The sequence below is a fragment of the Flavobacterium sp. UGB4466 genome (assembly GCF_903469665.1).
Lineage (GTDB): Bacteria > Bacteroidota > Bacteroidia > Flavobacteriales > Flavobacteriaceae > Flavobacterium > Flavobacterium lipolyticum.
Genome location: NZ_CAGKLC010000010.1, coordinates 64,297 through 84,877, shown reverse-complemented (window position 1 = coordinate 84,877; position 20,581 = coordinate 64,297). Strand labels below are relative to the sequence as shown.

Sequence of the window (20,581 nt, the reverse complement as noted above, 5' to 3'; positions counted from 1 at the left end):
AGGAGTAGAAAACTCACGAATAGGTTTTGTCTGTTCTAAACTCGGACGGTCTACACGACGGCTGTAGCTCAATTGTAACGTATTTTTCTCATTCAGATTGTAAGTCAAATATGCTGACGGGTATAACGTAATGTAATCGTCATTGAATTTGTCAAGACCATGATTTAAATTCGCAACCACTTTATAACTTTCGAAACGAGCTCCTAATTGATAACTGAATTTTTTGAATTTCTGTCCGAATGTTACATAAGCAGAATAAATATCAGTATCATAAGTATAATTAGAAACTGGAAGTGTTGCTAACGGATTTCCGGTGATATAATCGTTATCTGTTTTTGTAATTCTGGCTTCGGCACCTGCTTCAAGAGTCGTTTTGTCGTTTAATGGATTTACGTAATCAATGTTTAAAGTACTTAGTTTACGAGTGCCGGCAATATAATCGTTATAAGACTGATTGTCTAAAGTATTGTCTTTTTTTCTTATTTGCGTGTCAAAACCTGCATTTTGGGTTTCTTTATTGTCGCTATAGTTTCCTTCAATATCTAAGGTATGACCTTCTTTTTTAAAGATGTGTTTGTAAGCTAAATTATAAGTTCCTACGTTATCCGGACCAGTATATTTTGATTTTTGTAACATGTTAGCAATATCAGAACTGCTTACATTGCTGTAATCAATATTGGTGTCTACAAAAAACTTACCGTTTGATTTGTTTTGATTGGTATAAAAAGAGATCGTATTGTGATCATTGATAAAATAATCCATCCCAATTTTATACAGGTAAGAATCATTTTCGTTCACAACATCAATTTTTTGACGAATGTCCTGATCGTATCTGTTGATGAAACCATCATTGTAATAAGTTCCAAAATTTTGTCCTACGTTTCCAAAGAAATTTACTTTTCCTGTCTTGTAGTTCAAATCTAATGACTGATTGTATTTTGCTACTTCTCCAAAAGTAATTCCCCCACTGTAACTTCCGTTGAAACCGGTATTGGTATTTTTGTGTAAGATGATGTTGATGATACCAGACATTCCTTCCGGATTGTACTTGGCACTTGGGTTGGTAATCAACTCAATTTTTTTGATTGACGTTGATGGAATTTGTTTCAACAACTGAGCAGGATCAATGTTTGAAGGTCTTCCGTCGATCAATACACGAACGTTATCATTTCCGCGAAGCGAAAGTTTTCCGTCCTGATCTACGTTTACAGAGGGAATGTTGTTCATGATGTCAGAGGCAGAAGCTCCGGCAGTAGTTAAATCTTTTCCGACAGTAATTACTTTTCGGTCAATTTTTTGCTCGATTGTCGAACGCTCACTTACAATGTTCACTCCTTTAAGCTGAGTAGCTTCTTCTTCAAGTGATACATTAATGGTAGCCGTTTTTTTGTTATCGCTTAAAAGTAAAGAGCCTACATATTTTCTAAATCCAATATATTGAATTTCGATAGTATAACTTTTTAAAGCCAGATTTTTGATAGAGAAATCTCCGTGATCATCAGAATTAACTCCTGCGACTACTTTTCCGTTCTCTTTAACCGAGATGGTGGCATAAGAAATAGGAGCGCTGTTTGATTTTTCAGTAATTTTTCCGGAAACACTTCCTGAATTCTGTGCATTTGCTGTTGTCATTACACCCAGTAATACGAACAGAAAGAATTTTAGTTTCATAATGCAATAATGATTTTTTGATGAATTGATGATGATTGTTTTTTGTTTTTGTTTTTTGTCCTCAAAACTAATTTGAAGTCTCTATTAAGACTCGTTTGCTAAGGATATGTTACAGAAAAAAGTGAAAAAAAATATTTCTTCCGTAAGATCGTCTGTTTTATAATGGGTTAGCGTTTTGGTTTTTGCATAATTTTAACACTTAAAAGGGGAGGTTTTTTAAGAAATTAGAACCGCTTTATTCGATTTAATATGTTTTTGATTTTCTGTAATTGGTGAATAAGCAGTATATTTGCACACTTTAAAATAAGTTTACATGTCATTATCACAAATTCTTACACCTTCTATACAAAAAGCAATACAAGCATTATTTGATGTTACTGTTGAGAAAATCGAATTTCAAACCACCCGAAAGGAATTTGAAGGCGACATCACAATGGTGATTTTTCCTTTATTGAAAGTGATTAAAAGCAATCCTGTCGAACTGGGAAATAAAATTGGAAATTATCTGGTAGAGAACGTTTCTGAAGTAGCACGCTTTAATGTGGTTTCGGGATTTTTGAATATTGTCATTGCGGATAGTTACTATTTGAATTTCTTTAATGAAATAAAAGACAATACCAAGTTCGGATATGTAACACCAAATCCGGAAGAGAAAGCAATCATGGTTGAATATTCTTCGCCAAACACCAATAAACCTTTACACTTAGGTCACGTACGTAACAATTTGTTAGGGTATTCTGTAGCTGAAATTATCAAAGCATCAGGAAAAAAAGTATACAAAACACAGATTATCAACGACCGTGGAATCCATATTTGCAAATCGATGCTGGCCTGGCAGAAGTTTGGAAATGGTGAAACTCCCGAAAGTTCAAATCTAAAAGGAGATAAATTAGTAGGGAAGTATTATGTTGAGTTTGATAAAGCTTACAAAGGGGAGATTTCTCAACTTATGGAAACCGGAAAAACAGAGGAAGAAGCCAAAAAACAGTCTCCAATCATTATTGAAGCACAAGAGATGCTTAAAAAATGGGAGTCAGGAGATGAAGCGGTAATTTCGCTTTGGAAAATGATGAACCAATGGGTTTACGATGGTTTTGCTACTACTTATACCAATCTGGGCGTTAATTTTGATAAATACTATTACGAAAGCAATACTTATTTATTAGGAAAAGATGTGGTTCAGGTAGGTCTGGACAAAGGCGTTTTTGAAAAAGATCCTGACGGTTCAGTTTGGATTGATCTTACCGATGAAGGTTTAGATCGTAAAATTGTTTTGCGTTCAGATGGAACTGCTGTATATATGACACAGGACATTGGAACCGCAATTCAGCGTGTAAAAGACATGCCGGATGTGGGCGGAATGGTATATACAGTTGGTAACGAACAGGATTACCACTTTAAAGTGCTGTTTCTTATTCTGAAAAAACTAGGTTTTGACTGGGCTTCAAGCTTGTATCATTTATCATATGGAATGGTTGATTTGCCTTCAGGGAAAATGAAAAGCCGTGAAGGAACCGTTGTAGATGCTGATGATTTGATGCAGGATATGACCGATACAGCGAAACAAATTTCTGAAGATTTAGGAAAACTGGACAGTTATTCAACCGAAGAAAAAGCCAAATTGTACCAAACTATTGGTCTTGGGGCATTGAAATATTATATCTTAAAAGTAGATCCAAAAAAACGTATTTTGTTTAATCCTGAAGAATCTGTTGATTTTGCCGGAAATACTGGGCCGTTTATTCAGTACACTTACGCGAGAATCCAATCGATAATCCGTAAAGCTGATTTTGATTTTTCAGCTCAGACGAATACCGAAGAATTACACGAAAAAGAAAAAGAGCTGGTAAAACAAATCGAACTTTTCCCGGAAGTAATTCAAAATGCGGCACACAATCATAGCCCGGCTCTGATTGCTAATTATACTTACGATTTGGTAAAAGAATATAATTCTTTTTATCAGTCGGTACACATATTAGGAGAAGTAGATTTAACTAAAAAAGTATTCAGAGTACAGCTTTCGCAAAAAGTAGCTGAGGTTATCAAAGCCGCTTTTAGTTTGCTGGGAATCGAAGTTCCGGAGCGCATGTAATTGCTGTACAAAAGATAAAATACAAAGAGTCGATAATTATAAATGTAATTATCGACTCTTTTTTTTGTCGGCTCAAAATCAAAAAATCTATTGGTTTTCGAGAGTAGAAAGGGAAGGTTAGCTAAAATGTTGCCATCCAAAATAATTTGTATTTTATTAGAAAAAGTAAGGTAATTAAGATGAAAAATAGGCAAAGGTTTTTGGGGCGAATTTTCGTGTAAAAAATACAGTTTAACATTTGTAAATCTTGTTTTTATAGCTATGTTTACGGTAAGAAAATAATTTATAAAAAAAGTTTGTGAAGCCAATAAATACAGGGTGTTAGCTAAAAAAATCCTGTTAAAATAATAATCGAGGAAGCCGAAAATCGCAAGAGTAGGCAAAAAAATTAACCAAAAAACAAATGATTAAAAATTCCTTTTTGCTACTAGTGTTTCTAGTAGTGTGTTGTTCTGCAAATGCGCAAGATTTGATTTCTCCTTCTTATGGATTTTCTCACAGTAAAACGGCTTACATTACTTTGGCTGATGGTACCGAAATAAATGGTACTATTAAAGATATCGACAGAGACAAAGGTTTAATTGAGTTCATCAAATTACAAGATGGAACTGGTAAAAAACACAAACTAAAACCAGAAGATATTAAATTCATGTACTTACCACCAAGCGGATTGGATAACTTAGGAAAAAAATTAAATTTTCTGCAAGACTTTAAAAAATGGAATGACGATAAGTTAAACCAGGATTTCTTAAACGATGGGTACGCTTATTTTGAAACTACTGATGTAAAAATCAAAAAGAGAAACAGCAAATTGTTAATGCAGTTACTTAACCCTTCATTCAGTAAAGAGTTTAAAGTATACTGTGATCCTCATGCAAAAGAAACGACTTCATTAGGAGTTGGCGGGGTTAAATTTATTGGAGGTGATGCAAAATCGTATTATGTTGCCAAAAAAGATTCTCCTGCATTTTTATTGAAGAAGAAAGATTATAAAAAAGAATTTGTGCCATTATGGGGAAGCTGTGAAAAAGTAATTGCTGCAAATCCTGAGCCGAAATGGACTGATTTAACGAAACATATTGTTTCCTATTCTGAGTGCGCAGAAGCTAAATAATAGTTCATATAAGACATATTTTTTATAGATAGTATGAATCAAAGGGCTGATAGTTGTAAAACTATCGGCCCTTTTTGTTTTTTTGTAGATTCCTTAATTATACTGCCTTGTGCAATGTCGTCAAAATACTGGATTTTAGTCTTATAGAAAAAAGTAAAAAAATAGTGCCTTATTTATTTGTACGGGATTAAATAATATATTAATTTTCCTACTTTAATTAATGAAATATTACAGGATTCTAACATCCTTATCTACAGACTCTAATATCACCTCAAGAGTTTTTTTAAGCATATCCGAGATGATTATTCCAGAATATCGATCGTAAAAGATTAAAGATACCGACCTCTTATTAATTTTATGCTGTTTTGAATTAGTAAGCTAATAGCCTAATTAAACATAGAAGGTAGCAGACCGTTTGAAATTATTTTCAGACGGTTTTTTTATGCATAAAAAAGCCGATAGTTTGTTACTATCGGCTTTTAGAATATAAGTAGAAAAGGAATTTCTTATTTTACGAACTTGTTGATGATTGCATCACTTTCTGCTTTTGTAGCAGTTGGTTTTAAATCAAACAGAAGAGAGTAAAGTGCTTTTCTGTCTACTTTAGCTTCTAAGTTTAAGTCCTGATGTCTGTCAAAAAGAGTTTGCCATTTGTCACGAACATTCTTCCAAAGCGCATTGTTTTCCTTCCACCATTTTTGAGCAGCGATACATTTAATATCCGGAACTTTAGTGTAAACGTCCAGCCCTTTTTCCTGCGCTAATAAAACATCTTTTCCGCTGTCGTCACGCACCAATTTGTCATTGTCCTGCTCATGATTCCATCCTGTAGCTGTAATTTCGTGAATGTTTCTTCTTTTTAAAACATTATAGTCATTACGTTTGGTTTGCTCTCTTCTTGGAAGTGGTGCATCAGCAATGTTTGCCCAGTAGTTTTGTCCGTCTACATGTACCCATGTCGAAGATCCTTCGTAACGTGGACTATCATCTACCTGAAATACTTTTTGTGTCCATTGACCTTTTACTGCTTTTTTGTCCAGTTTTTTGTATTTCCAGGATGTTCCTTTATTGAAGGTATATAAGTCGGTGTTTTCATACAACCAGTCTTGTCTCCAGTGTTTGATGATCATATCGTCACTCACTATTAGTAAGTGTTGCATTACAATTTTGTTAGGAGTGTCTTCTAATAATTCCACCCATTCTAATGCAGATTCGTGTTTTGTTTCAGATGGTTTATAAGTTGCAGAATCTTTAGCGTATTGAAAAGTTTCTGCGAAATTAAACTTCACTTCGTAGCAACCACACATAGATTTGATGGATTTGATGTCTTGTTGCTTTTTATCCTGACTGAAACCAAGGCTACAAGTCAAAGCCATAACAGCTGAAAAATAGAGGCTTTTTGAAATCATAACGTAATATTTTGTTTTTAAATTTTCGCAAATATATGTATTTAATTTAGAACAAATAAAAATAGTTTATATATTTGCGCCATTATTAAGAATGAATAAAAATAATGAAAATCAAATTTATCTTTTTTGCAGCTTTTCTTTTTTGTCAAATATCTTTTGCACAAAAGAAAGATACCACGGCTGTAAATAAACTTTCTGAAGTGGTAGTTACCGGGCAGTTTGAACCACAGTCTATAAAAAAATCAGTGTTTAATGTTCGTGTGATTTCTAATCAGGACATACAAAATTTAGCAGCAAATAACTTAGCAGACGTTTTAAATCAATATTTAAATATCACCGTTAGACCTAGTGGAACAACCGGGCGCTCAACCGTTTCCTTGTTTGGATTAGATGCACAATACTTTAAAATTTTAGTGGACAATATACCATTAGTTAATGAAGCCGGTCTGGGGAACAATACAGATTTGTCTCAGATTAACCTAAATGATGTGGATCATATTGAAATTGTAGAAGGTTCTATGGGAGTTAGCTACGGAGCCAATGCTGTAAGCGGAGTTCTTAATATTATAACTAAAAAATCATCTAAATATAAGTGGGATATTAATGCCGCAGTGCAAGAGGAGACCGTTGGAAAAGAATACGCTCTTTTTGATAAAGGACGTCATATTCAATCTTTACGTGTAGCGCATACTTTTAATGAGAACTGGTTTGTAAGTGTAGGAGCAAATAGAAATGATTTCCAAGGTTTTTTAAATGGTAAAAAGGGTAAGGATTACTTTCAAACTGATTTTATGCGAGGTTACAGTTGGTTACCAAAAGATCAGTTAAACGGAAACGCAATGTTATCGTATCGAAAAGACGATTTTCGATTCTTCTATAAATTTGAGTACTTAGATGAAGATGTAGATTTTTATAATAGTACTGTACAGTCTCTTTTTAATCCTACTTTGGGATCCTATCGTGCTGCTGATGATAAAAGATATTTTACCAACAGGTACTTTCATAATTTAAATGCAACCGGATCGCTGTTCTCACAATTAACGTATAATGTTTCTGTTACACATCAGAAGCAACAGCGAGAAATAGAGAATTTCACGTATTATTTGTTTACTAAAACTGAAGGGGCGAACGAGAAGAAGAAAGATCAGTCGATGGAAGTTCTTTCCTCTACAGGGACATTAAATAATTTTTTCTCAGACAAAAGTATTGATTTGCAGGTGGGATATGAATTTGTAAACAATAAAGGATTCGCACTTGTTCAAAAAAAGAATAATGTGATTGAATCGGTTTATAAAACGATAGAGAACTATGATTTTTTTGTTTCTTCAGAAATTATGGCTACCGATCGGTTTTCTATAAAACCGGGATTGAGATTTTCGGCACAGTCTAAATTTAAAAATCAATATGCTTCTTCAGTTGCATTAAGATATTTGTTTGATAAAGGAGTTGAGTTGAGGGGATCGTATGGTAACGGTTTTAGAACTCCAAATTTTGAGGAATTGTATGTGAATCAAATTTTCGATGGGCACTTTTTTGCAGGAAATGAAAACTTGATTCCGGAAACAAGTACTTCTTATGAAACAAGTGTTAAAAAGTTTACTTCTTTTCCTTCAGGACTACAAATATCAAATACAATTGGGGGAAGTTACCTGGATGTTAATGATAGAATTGACATGGTATTTATAGGGAACAATCCAAATACCGGTACGCCTGAAAATCAATACATCAATATTAGTAAATACAGAATGTGGAATTTTTCTACAACGAATCAGTTCAGATTAAATAGCTTGACGATTAATGTTGGAGCTGCATTGGTAGGAGTTTCGCAGCGATTAGACAATCAAAAAATTGTTTCAAACGATGATTTTCTCTATTCGTTTAATTTAAATGCAAGTGTGTCTTATAATATTCCAAAGTGGAAAACAATTGTTTCGGGTTATTACAAATACAATGGAAAAACACAACAGTTTGAGGAAGGTGCATCAGAATATGTGTTGACTACTATCGCTCCTAGTAATTGGTTTGATGCATCAATCAGAAAGAATTTCTTCAAAGACAGATTTGAAGTAACGGTCGGAGCAAGAAACATTTTTAATGTAACCGATGTAAACCGAAGTAAAACAAGTGGAGGATCGGCACATGCAACATCTTCGAATTTAATGCTCGCATACGGACGTTCTTACTTTTTTAAATTAGCATATAATCTTAATCTTTAAATACTTAATACATAAATACAATGAAAAAACTTTTATTATTATCATTCGCTTTCTTATCACTTGCATCTTGCTCAAGTGACGACGATACTAAGGTCGAGATCCCGACCGTTGGAGCAACTTTACAACCAAGTGTTGGAGGTCCTAATCAGCCAAGTCAGGTTTATCTTGATTTAAGTGCTGCAGAATTTAAAGCAGTAAACAGAGAATCATGGGATTTCGGATTCTCATCTGGTGATGATTTTAGAGTTGTTTTGAACGGATCGGTTAAAATGGCTGTTAAAAAATTAGCTACATCAGATATTACAGTATCTCAGACAATTGATACCAATGTTTCAGTTGGAAATGGTGAGACGCCTGCATCAAACGGATATGTTGATAATCCAACCGGTGTTTTAGCTGGTGCTGGAGCAGGAATAGGAACGGCTATTGCTGAAGTTTCTGCTACAGATGCAGACAATAAAGTATACTTAGTTAATCTTGGAGCTAAAGTGTCAACAGCTGTACCTGAAAAAGGTTCCGTTAGTGTTGATGGCGATTCAAGAGGATGGAAGAAAGTTAGAATATTAAGAAGTGGTAATGGATACAAAATCCAATACGCTGATTTGACTTCTGCTACATTCACAGAAAAAGTAATTTCAAAAGATGTTGATTTTAACTTTACATTTTTCAGTTTAACAACTGGAAACACAGTTGTTGTTGAACCTCAAAAAGCAAAATGGGACTTAAACTTTACAGTATTTACGAACTATTTAAATATGGGTAAAGGCGATGTTACTTATGGATATTCTGACTTTATTACAACTAATTCAAAAGCGGGAACTCTGGTTTATCAGGTGTTAGTTACAGCTGATGTGACCTATGCAGGATTTACTAAAGAAAAAGTAGTTGAAGCAAATTTTGCAGTTTCTAAAACAGATCAAAGAGTTATTGGAGCTAACTGGAGAAATGGTGGAGGACCAACTACTTTGCCAAGCATAAGAACAGATCGTTTTTATGTGGTTAAAGATGCAGCCGGAAATTATTATAAAGTTAAATTCCTGGCTATGACAAATGAAGCAGGAATAAGAGGTTATGTTGCTTTAGAGTACGCAATTCTTAAATAAGAAGAAGATAAGAAACCCCGAATAATTAATTTGTTCGGGGTTTTTACATTCCTAGTCTATTATATTCAATTCATTTCAAAATTTAGTTAATCATTGACTTTATTTTTTTTATTTTTTTTTGATCAAGAGGCTGGATTCGTTCGGCCTCTTTTTTTTGTATTATTTTAATGTTAAAAAGAACCTAGAAATTAATTGTTTAATTCTATCTTTGCCCGTACTTTTTTATAAGGAATTAGTAGGAATTTTGAAATGAAATTTTTAGTGAATCCTTTCTTCAAATTTATTATTACGAGTGAATACAAAATCTTATTTCTTTCAGTCTTTTGCCATTGTGGCACTGGCATTTATAGCTTTCATCGGGTTTAAGCAAATCTTGCCGGACAAGATCTTTTCGGATAGTAAAGTAGATTCTAAAAACGTACTAATCGATAGTCTGCTTTTAGAGTCAGTCGCAAATGATTCTCTGGAACAGGGTGGAGACAGTCTGACCGAAGATGAGAAAAATGAAATGAGGGAAAAGATTGTTTTCGATGCTTCGGAAGGAATCGAATTTCCGTCTGAAACTTTCGATAACTACAAAGGATACCAATACCTGATTTCTTTTTACGAAAAATTATACCAGCTGGAGAATAATCCGCAATCCAAAGTCAGAATTGCCTATTATGGAGATTCCATGACCGATGGTGATTTAATTGTGCAGGATGTTCGCGCCAATTATCAGGAACGTTTTGGCGGAAGCGGTGTTGGTTTTGTGTCGATCAATTCAGAATCTGCAGCATCACGTGGTTCTGTAAAATCTTCGGCTTCCAAAAACTGGAAAATGCAATCGTACTTAAACGTAAAACATCCAACGAGCCCTTTTGGTGTAAACGGACACGTGTTTTTTGCCAATGATAAATCAAATACGACCTGGGTTCAGTACGAAGCAGGTTTAAACAAACACGCAACAACTTTAGATAGTCCGACTTTGTATTACGGAAGAGGAACTAAAAAAGGAAATGTGAATTTCATTATCGGAAAAGATACCTTGCGAAAAAGCCTTGTGCCAAACAATCTGATCAACACTCTAAAAGTAACTTCGGGAAGCATAAAAGGATTCAAAGCCAATTTTATTCATGCCGATTCCATTCCAATCTATGGGTTTAATTTTGATAACGGAAACGGGGTTCATGTAGACAACTTCTCACAAAGAGGGAATTCAGGTTTGCCGATTTCTACTTTTAATGCGAATGTGATGCAGGGGTTCAATAACAGTTTAAAGTACGATTTGGTTATTCTGCATTACGGAACCAACGTTTTAAATTATGGCACTAAAAATTACAATTGGTATCAAAGAGGTATGACCAAAGCGGTGAATAAAATTAAAGAATCTTTTCCGGGAGTTTCGATCCTGATCATTTCGACAGCCGATAAATCTACCAAGTATGATTTAGAAATGAAAACCGATTCAGCCGTTGTTCCTTTAATGAGAGCTCAAAAAAGATACGCACTTGAAACCGAATCCGGATTTGTGAATTTGTACACCTTAATGGGAGGTGACGGATCAATGGTGAAATGGGTAGACGAATCTCCGGCCAGAGCCAATAAAGATTATACACACTTTAACCAGCGTGGGGCAAAAGCTATTGGTAAATTAGTATACGATCAATTGAACAAAGGCTACGAGCAATATAAAGTATTACGGGTAAACAGAGAGGCAGATACCAACAAACGGAAAACAGCCAGGAAGACCAATACAGATTCCGTAGCGGTAAAAACAGATAGCGTAAATGAATAGATTAATTATCTTCTTTTGTTGTCTTTTTTTCTCAACAAACGATAAAACACCAAAGACAGATTTAAATCCAATTACAAAAAATATGATGCATAAAGCCGATACAGCCGCTGTTGATTCTTTTTCGGGAGACAGGATTTATAATGCAGAAGTCTTAGTGCCGTTTTTTTTGAAATTGAAGGCAAACGAAAGTCAAAATAGTCAGAAAATCAATATGGTCCATGTGGGAGATTCGCACATTCAGAGTGATTTGATGACCAATGAGATTAGAAAAAAACTGCAGCAAAAGTTTGGTAATGGCGGCCGCGGGTTAGTTTTTCCGTATCAGCTGGCGAAAACAAACGGTTCTTATAACGAGCGGTTTCATTCCAACAGAGGCTGGGAAAGTTACCGAAACATTCATCCTGTCAAAAATGTTCCTGTTGGTTTAAGCGGAATTGCACTTTGGAGAGACAATGGCGGTTTTGCTGTTGAATTGAATGTTAAAGATGCTGCGTATAATTTCAATACCATCAAAATTATTACGCCTCAAAATCAGAACATGTTTGATTTAGCGATATCCTCTCAAACCAAAACAATTCAGTCTACAGAGCGAAAAGTAATTACGCACAAGATCAAAAAAGGAGAAGCGATCTCGACAATTGCTGATAAATACAATGTTTCGGTAGCCGATATTAGAAAAGACAATCGTCTGAAATCGAATAACATTCGCGCGGGAAGAACGCTTAAAATCCGAACAAACGAGACTAAACCCAGAAATATTACGAGTTCAGAATTTGTTCCTTTAAATTTGGAATCGGATTCGTTTACTCATTATTACAACTCTGAAAAAACGTTGAGTCGTATTTTCCTGCTTCCAAATAAAGAAGCTTCAAAGTACGAATTGAGCGGGATCGTTTTAGAACGAGATACACCGGGTTTAATTTACAGCAGTATTGGGGTAAATGGAGCCAAGTTTTCGGATTATAATAAGTACCCGTTATTTTTTGAACAGCTAAAAGCATTGCATGGCGATCTTATAGTTCTTTCGTTAGGAACAAATGAAAGCTACGATCATATGGAAGCTTCGGCTTATATAAAGGAATTGCGTGATTTTATAAAAAATGTAAAAGAACACAATCGTAAGGTTTCTATCCTTGTGATGACTCCGCCTCCTTCATTACTCAAAGCAAGAAGACCCAATGTTTATATTCGCGATTACGCAAAAAGTATTATTGAAATAGCAAAGACAGATGGTTTTGCAGTTTGGGATTTATACGATGAATTGGGAGCGATGGAAGGAATCCGAGGTTTAAAGTCTTCGGGATTAATTGGCCCGGATTGGGTTCATTATTCTAAAAAAGGATATGAAAAACAAGGGGACTTGTTTGCAGAAGCATTTTTAAAAGCATACGATAATTTTAAATTAAAGAATTAAGTTGATTACAATAGATAGCATAAATAATTGGTTCATTCAGAATTTTGGAGCGATTACTCCGGAGCAGGTTCAAAGTTGGTTTATATACAATCCTGAAGAAAAATTACTGTTTAATACCGGTTTGTTCCTGGGATTATTTCTGGTTTTTTATTTTGTGTATGCCTTTTTACGCAAAACATTTTATTTGAGATTAACATACGTTATCCTCTTTTCGCTTTTCTTTTATTACAAGTCAAGTGGGATTTACTTTTTACTCTTGTTACTTTCGTCTGTTGTTGATTACGGACTGAGTCAGATCATTTACAGAGAAGCAAAAGACAGTACCAAGAAAATTTATCTGGTGATCAGTGTAATTCTGAATCTGGGATTGTTGGGGTATTTCAAATACATGAACTTCATGATTGTTACCTTCAATGATATGTTTCATGGAAATTATGAACTGCACGATATTTTTCTGCCGGTTGGAATTTCATTCTATACCTTTCAGTCGATGAGTTATATTATTGAAATCTACCGTGAAGAAATTAAACCAACCAAAAATTATATCGAATATCTGTTCTTCGTTTCGTTCTTCCCACAGTTGGTGGCAGGACCAATCGTTAGAGCAAAAGATTTTTTACCTCAGATTTATCAGAAATTAAACCTGACCAGAGAAGATGTAAACAATGCTTTGTTTTTGATTATTGGTGGATTGATTAAGAAAACAGTAATTTCAAATTACATCTCTATAAATTTCGTTGATCGTGTTTTTGACACCCCGATGAATTATACCTCGTTCGAAAATTTAATGGCATCTTATGGGTATGCGATTCAAATTTACTGTGACTTTTCTGGATATTCAGATATGGCAATCGGAATCGCTTTGCTGTTAGGATTCAAACTTCCGGCCAACTTTAGAACGCCTTATAAGTCAACTTCTATCACTGATTTCTGGAGAAGATGGCATATTTCGTTATCCACCTGGCTGAAAGACTTTTTGTATATCTCGATCGGTGGAAATCGTGAAGGAACATTCGCAGGGTTTTTATTCCCAAGTTTATTCTTCTTCGGATTATTGCTTTGGGGAATTTCAAACATAAACGAGAGTTTCATTCCACTAGGGATTGCAATTGGAGCATTAGTGCTTTTCTGCCTGACCTTTTTACTTTCAAAAAAGAAAAACCAAACCTTGGTGACCAATTTCAATTTGTTTACCACGATGTTGTTAGGAGGGTTGTGGCATGGAGCCGGAGCACAGTTTATTGTTTGGGGAGCCTTACACGGATTGGCATTAGCCGTTCATAAAATTTTCATGGAATTCTTCCCTCCAAAAAAAGAGGGCAAAGGTTCTGGATTTTTATGGAAATTCTTTTCAATCGTCATTACCTTTCATTTTGTTGTTTTTTGTTGGATATTTTTCCGTGCCAGAGATTTTGAAACAGCACTTCAGGTTATCAATAATATTGGTCAGTTGACTTTTGAGCCGGAACATTGGCAGGCAATCATAATAGGTTACAAAAATGTCTTTTTATTGATGCTATTCGGATACGTTTGGCATGTCTTGCCGGAAGCTGTTACCTCTAAAATGAAATTAGTTTTTGATAAAACGCCTCTGATCGGAAAAGCAATTATTCTGGGATTTACATATTGGATCGTTTATGCAACAGCAGTTGCCGGTTCGCAACCGTTTATTTACTTCCAGTTTTAGAAAATAGGTGCAAAGGGACAAAGTTACAAAGACGCAAAGGTTTTATTCTTTGCGTCTTTTTTGTTTTCGCAGATTAGACAGCTGCTTTGTTCTTAGATTAAGTATGAAAAAAATCAGCGATATCTGCCAAATCTGCGAGAGTTAAAAAAGTTAGTTTGGAAAATTCGTAAAATTCGTGTGATTCGTGGCAAAAAAACTTTGCGTCTTTTTTGTTCTCACAGATTAGGTAGATTTTTTTGAGATAAAGTATGTAAAAAAATCAGCTATATCTGCTAGATCTGCGAGAAAAGAAATTGCGACTTCGCGTCTTTGCGTGCAAAAAAAACATAGCGAACTTTGCGTAAAACTTTGCGTTCTTTGCGGTAAAATCAAAACGTACTTCAACTTTAAATAAAAATTGCCTGAAATGCCTAATTAGATTATCTTTGCACTTCAAATAAAGAAAAAAGTATGTTTGATAATTTAAGTGATAAGTTAGATAAAGCCTTCCATATATTAAAAGGACACGGTAAAATTACAGAAGTAAACGTTGCCGATACTTTAAAAGAAGTTCGTCGTGCCTTACTTGATGCCGATGTTAACTTTAAAATTGCTAAAGATTTTACCACTAAAGTAAAAGAAAAAGCAATTGGTCAGGACGTTTTAACAACGCTTCAGCCGGGACAATTACTGGTGAAGTTAGTGAAAGACGAACTAACCGAATTGATGGGTGGTGATGTTGCCGGTGTTAATCTTTCCGGAAATCCTTCTGTTATTTTAATGTCAGGACTTCAGGGATCGGGAAAAACGACCTTCTCAGGGAAACTGGCCAATTTCTTAAAGACAAAGAAAAATAAAAAACCACTTTTAGTAGCGTGTGATATCTACCGTCCTGCGGCGATTAATCAGTTACATGTTGTGGGAGATCAAATAGGCGTTGAGGTTTATTCAGAGCCGGAAAATAAAAACCCTGTTGAAATTGCTCAAAACGCAATCAAACATGCAAAAGCTAACGGTTTTAACGTAGTGATTGTCGATACAGCTGGTCGTTTAGCAGTAGATCAGGAAATGATGGACGAAATTGCTCGTGTTCATAAAGCAATTCAGCCTCAGGAAACCTTGTTTGTTGTGGATTCTATGACAGGACAAGATGCTGTAAATACGGCAAAAGCCTTCAATGATATCCTGAATTTTGATGGAGTTATTTTAACAAAATTAGATGGTGATACACGTGGTGGAGCTGCAATTTCGATCAAATCGGTTGTAAACAAGCCAATCAAATTTGTAGGTACGGGGGAGAAGATGGAAGCAATTGATGTTTTCTATCCGGATCGTATGGCTGAGCGTATCTTAGGTATGGGTGACGTTGTGTCGCTTGTAGAGAGAGCACAGGAGCAATTTGATGAGGAAGAAGCCAGAAAACTTCAAAAGAAAATCGCTAAAAACGAATTTGGTTTTGATGATTTCCTTACGCAAATTCAGCAAGTAAAGAAAATGGGTAACATGAAAGACTTGGTCGGAATGATACCGGGAGCTTCAAAAGCCATGAAAGACGTAGAGATAGAAGATGATGCTTTTAAACATATTGAGGCGATCATCCACTCGATGACCCCGATAGAAAGAAGTAAACCTTCGATAATCGACGTGAAAAGAAAAGCCAGAATCGCTAAAGGTTCCGGAACCAAAGTCGAGCAGGTAAATCAGTTAATGAAGCAGTTTGACCAAATGAGCAAGATGATGAAGATGATGCAGGGTCCGGGCGGAAAAAATCTGATGAAGATGATGGGCGGAATGAAAGGAATGCCAGGCGGAATGCCGAGATAAAATAAAAAAGTTTCAAGTTTAAGGTTTCAGGTTATGAAACTACAACTTGAAACTTTTTTGATTAATATAAATAGGTGTTTCGCTTTTAACGTGAAACCGGAAATTTTAAATCAGAAACTAAAATAAAACAATGCAACTACTAGACGGTAAAAAAACAGCTGAAGACATTAAAAACGAAATTGCAGCCGAAGTTCAATCGATAAAAGATGCCGGAGGGAAAGTACCTCATTTGGCAGCAGTAATCGTGGGAACGGATGGAGCAAGTTTAACTTACGTAGGAAGTAAAGTGAGATCTTGCCAGCAAATAGGCTTTGATTCGACTTTGGTGAGTTTACCCGAAACAATTACAGAAACAGAACTACTGGCAAAAATTAAAGAACTGAATGAAGACGATAATCTGGACGGATTTATTGTACAATTGCCTTTACCAAAACACATTAGCGAACAAAAAATTCTGATGGCTATCGATCCGGACAAAGATGTTGACGGCTTTCATCCTGCGAATTTTGGAAAAATGGCTTTAGAGATGGACAGCTTTATTCCTGCAACACCATTTGGAATCATGCAGTTGTTAGAGCGTTACAATATTGAAACTGCAGGAAAACATACTGTTGTTATTGGCAGAAGTCATATCGTGGGCCGACCAATGAGTCTTTTAATGAGCCGTAAAGGAAATCCGGGAGATTCTACAGTTACGCTAACGCACAGCAGAACCCAAAACATTGAGGAGTATACCAGAAGTGCTGATATTATTATCACGGCATTAGGAGTGCCAAATTACTTAAAAGCCGACATGGTGAAAGATGGGGTAGTAGTAATTGATGTTGGAATTACAAGAGTAGAAGATGCTTCACATCCAAAAGGTTATGTAATTACAGGTGACGTTGATTTCGACGGAGTAAGTAAAAAATCATCATTTATTACACCGGTTCCTGGTGGAGTAGGACCAATGACCATTGCAATGTTGTTGAAAAATACACTTTTAGCAAGAAAGATGCGAAGCGCTAAAAATTAATAGTGTAGAAATAAATTTTAGATTAAAGCCTGTTCGAGAGAACGGGCTTTTTTTTGGATGGGGTGAAGTTAATGTTGGAATCTGAAGGTGTAGTCCCTACGGGACAAGACGAATCAGGTTAGTTGTTGTGTTACCTTTATTTGATCCCTATGGATAAGCTCTTTCAAGAGTTTAATGTTAGTGTAGAAAAATGCTGTAATGGCTATTATGTTGTAATTGCCTATTGTCTACGATATAGACTCCGCTAGGAGTCACATATCTGCAGAAAAAAGGTAAGTTATCTGTTGTTGTTAGCGTTTATTTATTCGCTACAATATAAACTCCGTTAGAAGTCACATTTCGGTAGAAAAAATAAGAAAAAATGTCCTATAGGGACTATCCATGTTTTATAAAGTTGGGATTTGGATTTTTTTTTAGAAAAGAATGCATAAAAGACTCCGTGCATCTCTGTGCCAGCTTTGTGAGTCTTCGTGGGATTTTTTTTGTTCCGCAGAGACACACAGAGTTTACACAAAGCTACACAGAGCAATATAGAAATCTTCGCGTATCTCTGTGTCAACTCTGCGCATCTCTGCGAAATTTTTCCAAAAATTAGCTTGTCAATTCAAATTAATATTTAACTTTGTATCTCAAAGTACTTTATTTATGAATCAGAAGCACCAAGAAGATTTAGCCCATATTCGTTCCATGATGGAGCGTTCTTCAAGATTTATATCATTAAGCGGCCTTTCAGGAGTATTTGCGGGACTTTCGGCTTTAATTGGTGGATTGTATGTTTACCAATTGTTTAAAGCAAACGGGACCGAATATTTTGGTGGAGATTATGAGAAGCAATATTCTGCTAACCTGGTTTCAGAACTGGTCTTTACAGGTTTGATTATTTTAGCTTTTGCTTTTAGCTTCGGTTTGTTTTTTACCGTTAGAAAAAGCAGAAAACATAATTTACCTATTTGGACTTCGGCTACCAAAAATATGCTTTTGAACCTGACAGTTCCATTATTGGCCGGAGGTATATTTTGTCTGGCGCTGATCTTTCATGAGGTTTATGGTTTAATTGCACCGGCTACTTTAATTTTTTACGGACTGGCTTTAATAAATGCTGAAAAGTATACTTTTTCTGATATTAAGTACTTGGGATTTTGCGAGTTGGTTTTAGGATTTATTTCTCTTTTTTTTATTGGGTACGGTTTGATTTTTTGGATCATTGGATTTGGTATTTTGCATATCTTGTACGGATTAATAATGTTCAAAAAATATAAATAATCCATTCGATGGGAATTATTGATAAACTAAATAAAGATTTTGAAAGCCGTGTCAGATTGGGTATTATGTCCATTTTGATGGTCAACGAATGGGTAGATTTTACTGAAATGAAAAATCTGCTGAATATTACGGACGGAAATCTGGCAAGTCATTCGTCAGCTCTTGAAAAAGCGGAATATATCGAAGTAAAAAAAGAGTTTGTAGGCAAGAAACCTAAAACATCTTACCAGGTAACTCCCAGAGGGCGTGCGGCTTTCAAAGAACACCTTTCTTTTCTCGAAAAATTAATGAAATCGTAATAGCTCTATTTTTTTACCTAATAACTTTGAAATACAAAGTACTTTTAAATTTAAAATAACAAAATCGTCACAAAAATATTGCAAAGAAAACCAATAAAAGGGGCGATAATCTACATGACTTCTAATACATAAATTCAACAACAATGAAAAAACACCTAGTTATCCCAGCCTGCAGTTTGATCTTTATCCTGCTTTTTTACCATGAATCAATGGGAGTGAACCTCGCCATTTTTGGACTATTGTTAATCGGCCTGATTTGTTGTTTTTTTCAGGATAAGTTTACTGACCGATCTCATTTGGTTTTGGTGGTTACATCCGTACTGTCGTGTCTGGCCTTTGCCTGGTACGGGGATTTTGCTTCATTTTTAGCACTTTCCATGTCTGTTTTGTTCTTGCATTTTAGAATACAGGATCCGGAGCTAAAGATACTTCAGGTTTTTCCTCTTGTATTCTTAAATGCATTTGCTTCAGCAGGACGTGTTTTTGTGTTCAGTCAATGGCTTCCGGAAAGAAAAATCGATAATAATTTTGCGAAAAAGCTTATTGCTTATGTGGTGATTCCGTTGGTCTTTTTAATCGTGTTTTTTACGGCCTATTCGTTCGGAAGTGAGCATTTCTCCTCTCTATTAACGGATTATACTTTAGATCTTGATATTTTCGAAGTAGTTCTAATAGGGGTTTTAGGGTTTTATATTTCATTTAGTTTCTGGAATTATTGGGTTCCCGAACTGTGTTACGAGAAAAATAAACTTTTAGACAATGAGTTTAGTAATGTTGTCGAAATCAAAAATCAGAATACATTTTCGTTTTTAGATTTGGACTTTGAAAGAAAAAGCGGCGAGATTACATTAGTCTTATTAAATTTTATGCTCTTGGTTTTTATCATCACCTACAATTATGAGCAATTTTTTGAGGCTGTCGAGACCTCTAAACTTAGCTCAGCTACTCACGAAAGAGTGAATGCCGTAATCTTTTCAATAATTATGGCGGTTGGAGTGATACTGTTTTATTTTAAAGGAGGATTTAATTTTGATAAAAAAGCAGCTCATCTTAAAAAACTGGCTAAAGTATGGATTGTTTTAAATGGCGTATTAATAGTGAGTACCATTATTAAAAATTCAGAATATGTGTCATTCTTTGGCTTAACTTATAAAAGACTGGGAGTTTATGCTTTTCTGATTTTAGCGGTAATTGGTTTGATTTTTACCTTTTTAAAAATCACCAGACAAAAAACAAACGCTTACCTTTTTAACCAAATGGTCTGGTGTTTTTACGGAACGATACTTTTATGCAGTTTTGTAAATTGGGGAAATCTAATCACAAACTATAATGTCTCAGTAAATAAAGGAGTTGATCCCTGGTTTTTAAGAAACTTGCACTTTAACGATGAGAGCCGCGATGCTTACTTTTCAACAATAAATATTGTTGGCGAAGGACAAGGTTATCTGGAAGAGAATCGTATAGAAGATCACAAGGATGATCCTTTTCTTTCAAAAGCACTTTATTACGAATTTGTAGAAAAAAAGTAGTAAATACTTGTAAAAACCGCCCTGTAGAATTTATATAGGGCGGTTTTTTAATAATTAATTAGTAGTTTAAAGTTTTTCGTTTTAAAAATAAAGAATACTTTTGCAACACTAAAAAAAACTTCTCCAATGGACGATTATTATTCGTTAGTATTTAATTAAAGTAGCTTTTGAATTTTTTCAAAATGCTAC

The 20,581-nt window shown here is 35.0% G+C and carries 14 protein-coding genes; 12 read left to right on the top strand and 2 right to left on the bottom strand.

All coding sequences use genetic code 11. The features are described from left to right. A partial coding sequence (locus JO950_RS04905; protein ID WP_202701590.1) for an outer membrane beta-barrel protein occupies nt 1-1,671 on the bottom strand: 1,671 nt, incomplete at its 3' end. A 313-nt stretch (nt 1,672-1,984) separates the two neighbouring features. On the opposite strand from JO950_RS04905, the gene argS reads away from it, so the two are divergent. Together argS and JO950_RS04895 are read left to right on the top strand one after the other, a co-directional pair. Beyond that, nucleotides 1,985-3,763, top strand: coding sequence for an arginine--tRNA ligase (gene argS, locus JO950_RS04900; protein WP_202701589.1), 1,779 nt, complete (start codon nt 1,985-1,987; stop codon nt 3,761-3,763). Between the two features lie 421 nt (nt 3,764-4,184). After that, the gene (locus JO950_RS04895; protein ID WP_237732276.1) at nt 4,185-4,877 is read left to right on the top strand and encodes a YgdI/YgdR family lipoprotein; all 693 of its coding nucleotides are present in this window, start codon (nt 4,185-4,187) and stop codon (nt 4,875-4,877) included. Between the two features lie 506 nt (nt 4,878-5,383). Here the strand turns inward: JO950_RS04895 and JO950_RS04890 are convergent. Continuing rightward, nucleotides 5,384-6,286, bottom strand: a complete 903-nt coding sequence (locus tag JO950_RS04890) for a DUF6607 family protein (protein WP_202701587.1) — start codon at nt 6,284-6,286, stop codon at nt 5,384-5,386. Between the two features lie 104 nt (nt 6,287-6,390). Here JO950_RS04890 and JO950_RS04885 point away from each other — a divergent pair, with 104 nt between their 5' ends. The 10 genes from JO950_RS04885 to JO950_RS04840 all read left to right on the top strand — a co-directional run bounded on the left by JO950_RS04885 (nt 6,391) and on the right by JO950_RS04840 (nt 20,392). Continuing rightward, on the top strand, nt 6,391-8,502 hold the full coding sequence (locus tag JO950_RS04885; RefSeq protein ID WP_202701586.1) for a TonB-dependent siderophore receptor: 2,112 nt from the start codon (nt 6,391-6,393) through the stop codon (nt 8,500-8,502). 20 nt (nt 8,503-8,522) lie between these two features. Then, nucleotides 8,523-9,605 carry an HmuY family protein gene (locus JO950_RS04880; RefSeq protein WP_202701585.1) on the top strand — a complete coding sequence of 361 codons (1,083 nt, stop codon included), beginning with the start codon at nt 8,523-8,525 and terminating at the stop codon, nt 9,603-9,605. A 292-nt stretch (nt 9,606-9,897) separates the two neighbouring features. Further along, complete coding sequence (locus JO950_RS04875; RefSeq protein ID WP_202701584.1) at nt 9,898-11,382, top strand: SGNH/GDSL hydrolase family protein; 1,485 nt, start codon at nt 9,898-9,900, stop codon at nt 11,380-11,382. 82 nt (nt 11,383-11,464) lie between these two features. After that, a complete protein-coding gene (locus JO950_RS04870; RefSeq protein ID WP_237732275.1) occupies nt 11,465-12,796 on the top strand; it encodes a GDSL-type esterase/lipase family protein in 1,332 nt (443 codons plus the stop codon). A gap of 1 nt (nt 12,797) precedes the next feature. Continuing rightward, nucleotides 12,798-14,483: an MBOAT family protein gene (locus JO950_RS04865; protein ID WP_202701582.1), complete on the top strand. Its 1,686-nt coding sequence runs from the start codon at nt 12,798-12,800 to the stop codon at nt 14,481-14,483. A 450-nt stretch (nt 14,484-14,933) separates the two neighbouring features. Next, a complete protein-coding gene (gene ffh, locus JO950_RS04860) occupies nt 14,934-16,286 on the top strand; it encodes a signal recognition particle protein (protein WP_017494882.1) in 1,353 nt (450 codons plus the stop codon). Nucleotides 16,287-16,416: 130 nt separating this feature from the next. After that, nucleotides 16,417-17,301: a bifunctional 5,10-methylenetetrahydrofolate dehydrogenase/5,10-methenyltetrahydrofolate cyclohydrolase gene (locus JO950_RS04855; RefSeq protein WP_017494881.1), complete on the top strand. Its 885-nt coding sequence runs from the start codon at nt 16,417-16,419 to the stop codon at nt 17,299-17,301. Between the two features lie 645 nt (nt 17,302-17,946). Further along, on the top strand, nt 17,947-18,564 hold the full coding sequence (locus JO950_RS04850; protein ID WP_202701581.1) for a hypothetical protein: 618 nt from the start codon (nt 17,947-17,949) through the stop codon (nt 18,562-18,564). 8 nt (nt 18,565-18,572) lie between these two features. After that, nucleotides 18,573-18,863, top strand: coding sequence for a transcriptional regulator (locus JO950_RS04845; RefSeq protein WP_017494879.1), 291 nt, complete (start codon nt 18,573-18,575; stop codon nt 18,861-18,863). Between the two features lie 143 nt (nt 18,864-19,006). Beyond that, a complete protein-coding gene (locus tag JO950_RS04840; RefSeq protein ID WP_202701580.1) occupies nt 19,007-20,392 on the top strand; it encodes a DUF4173 domain-containing protein in 1,386 nt (461 codons plus the stop codon). Nucleotides 20,393-20,581 lie beyond the last annotated feature (189 nt).

Coding starts and splice junctions, on each gene's coding strand:
- argS (WP_202701589.1), top strand. CDS start 1,985: ATGTCATTATCACAAATTCTTACACCTTCTATACAAAAAGCAATACAA.
- ffh (WP_017494882.1), top strand. CDS start 14,934: ATGTTTGATAATTTAAGTGATAAGTTAGATAAAGCCTTCCATATATTA.
- JO950_RS04850 (WP_202701581.1), top strand. CDS start 17,947: ATGAATCAGAAGCACCAAGAAGATTTAGCCCATATTCGTTCCATGATG.
- JO950_RS04855 (WP_017494881.1), top strand. CDS start 16,417: ATGCAACTACTAGACGGTAAAAAAACAGCTGAAGACATTAAAAACGAA.
- JO950_RS04885 (WP_202701586.1), top strand. CDS start 6,391: ATGAAAATCAAATTTATCTTTTTTGCAGCTTTTCTTTTTTGTCAAATA.
- JO950_RS04890 (WP_202701587.1), bottom strand. CDS start 6,286: ATGATTTCAAAAAGCCTCTATTTTTCAGCTGTTATGGCTTTGACTTGT.
- JO950_RS04840 (WP_202701580.1), top strand. CDS start 19,007: ATGAAAAAACACCTAGTTATCCCAGCCTGCAGTTTGATCTTTATCCTG.
- JO950_RS04845 (WP_017494879.1), top strand. CDS start 18,573: ATGGGAATTATTGATAAACTAAATAAAGATTTTGAAAGCCGTGTCAGA.
- JO950_RS04880 (WP_202701585.1), top strand. CDS start 8,523: ATGAAAAAACTTTTATTATTATCATTCGCTTTCTTATCACTTGCATCT.
- JO950_RS04870 (WP_237732275.1), top strand. CDS start 11,465: ATGATGCATAAAGCCGATACAGCCGCTGTTGATTCTTTTTCGGGAGAC.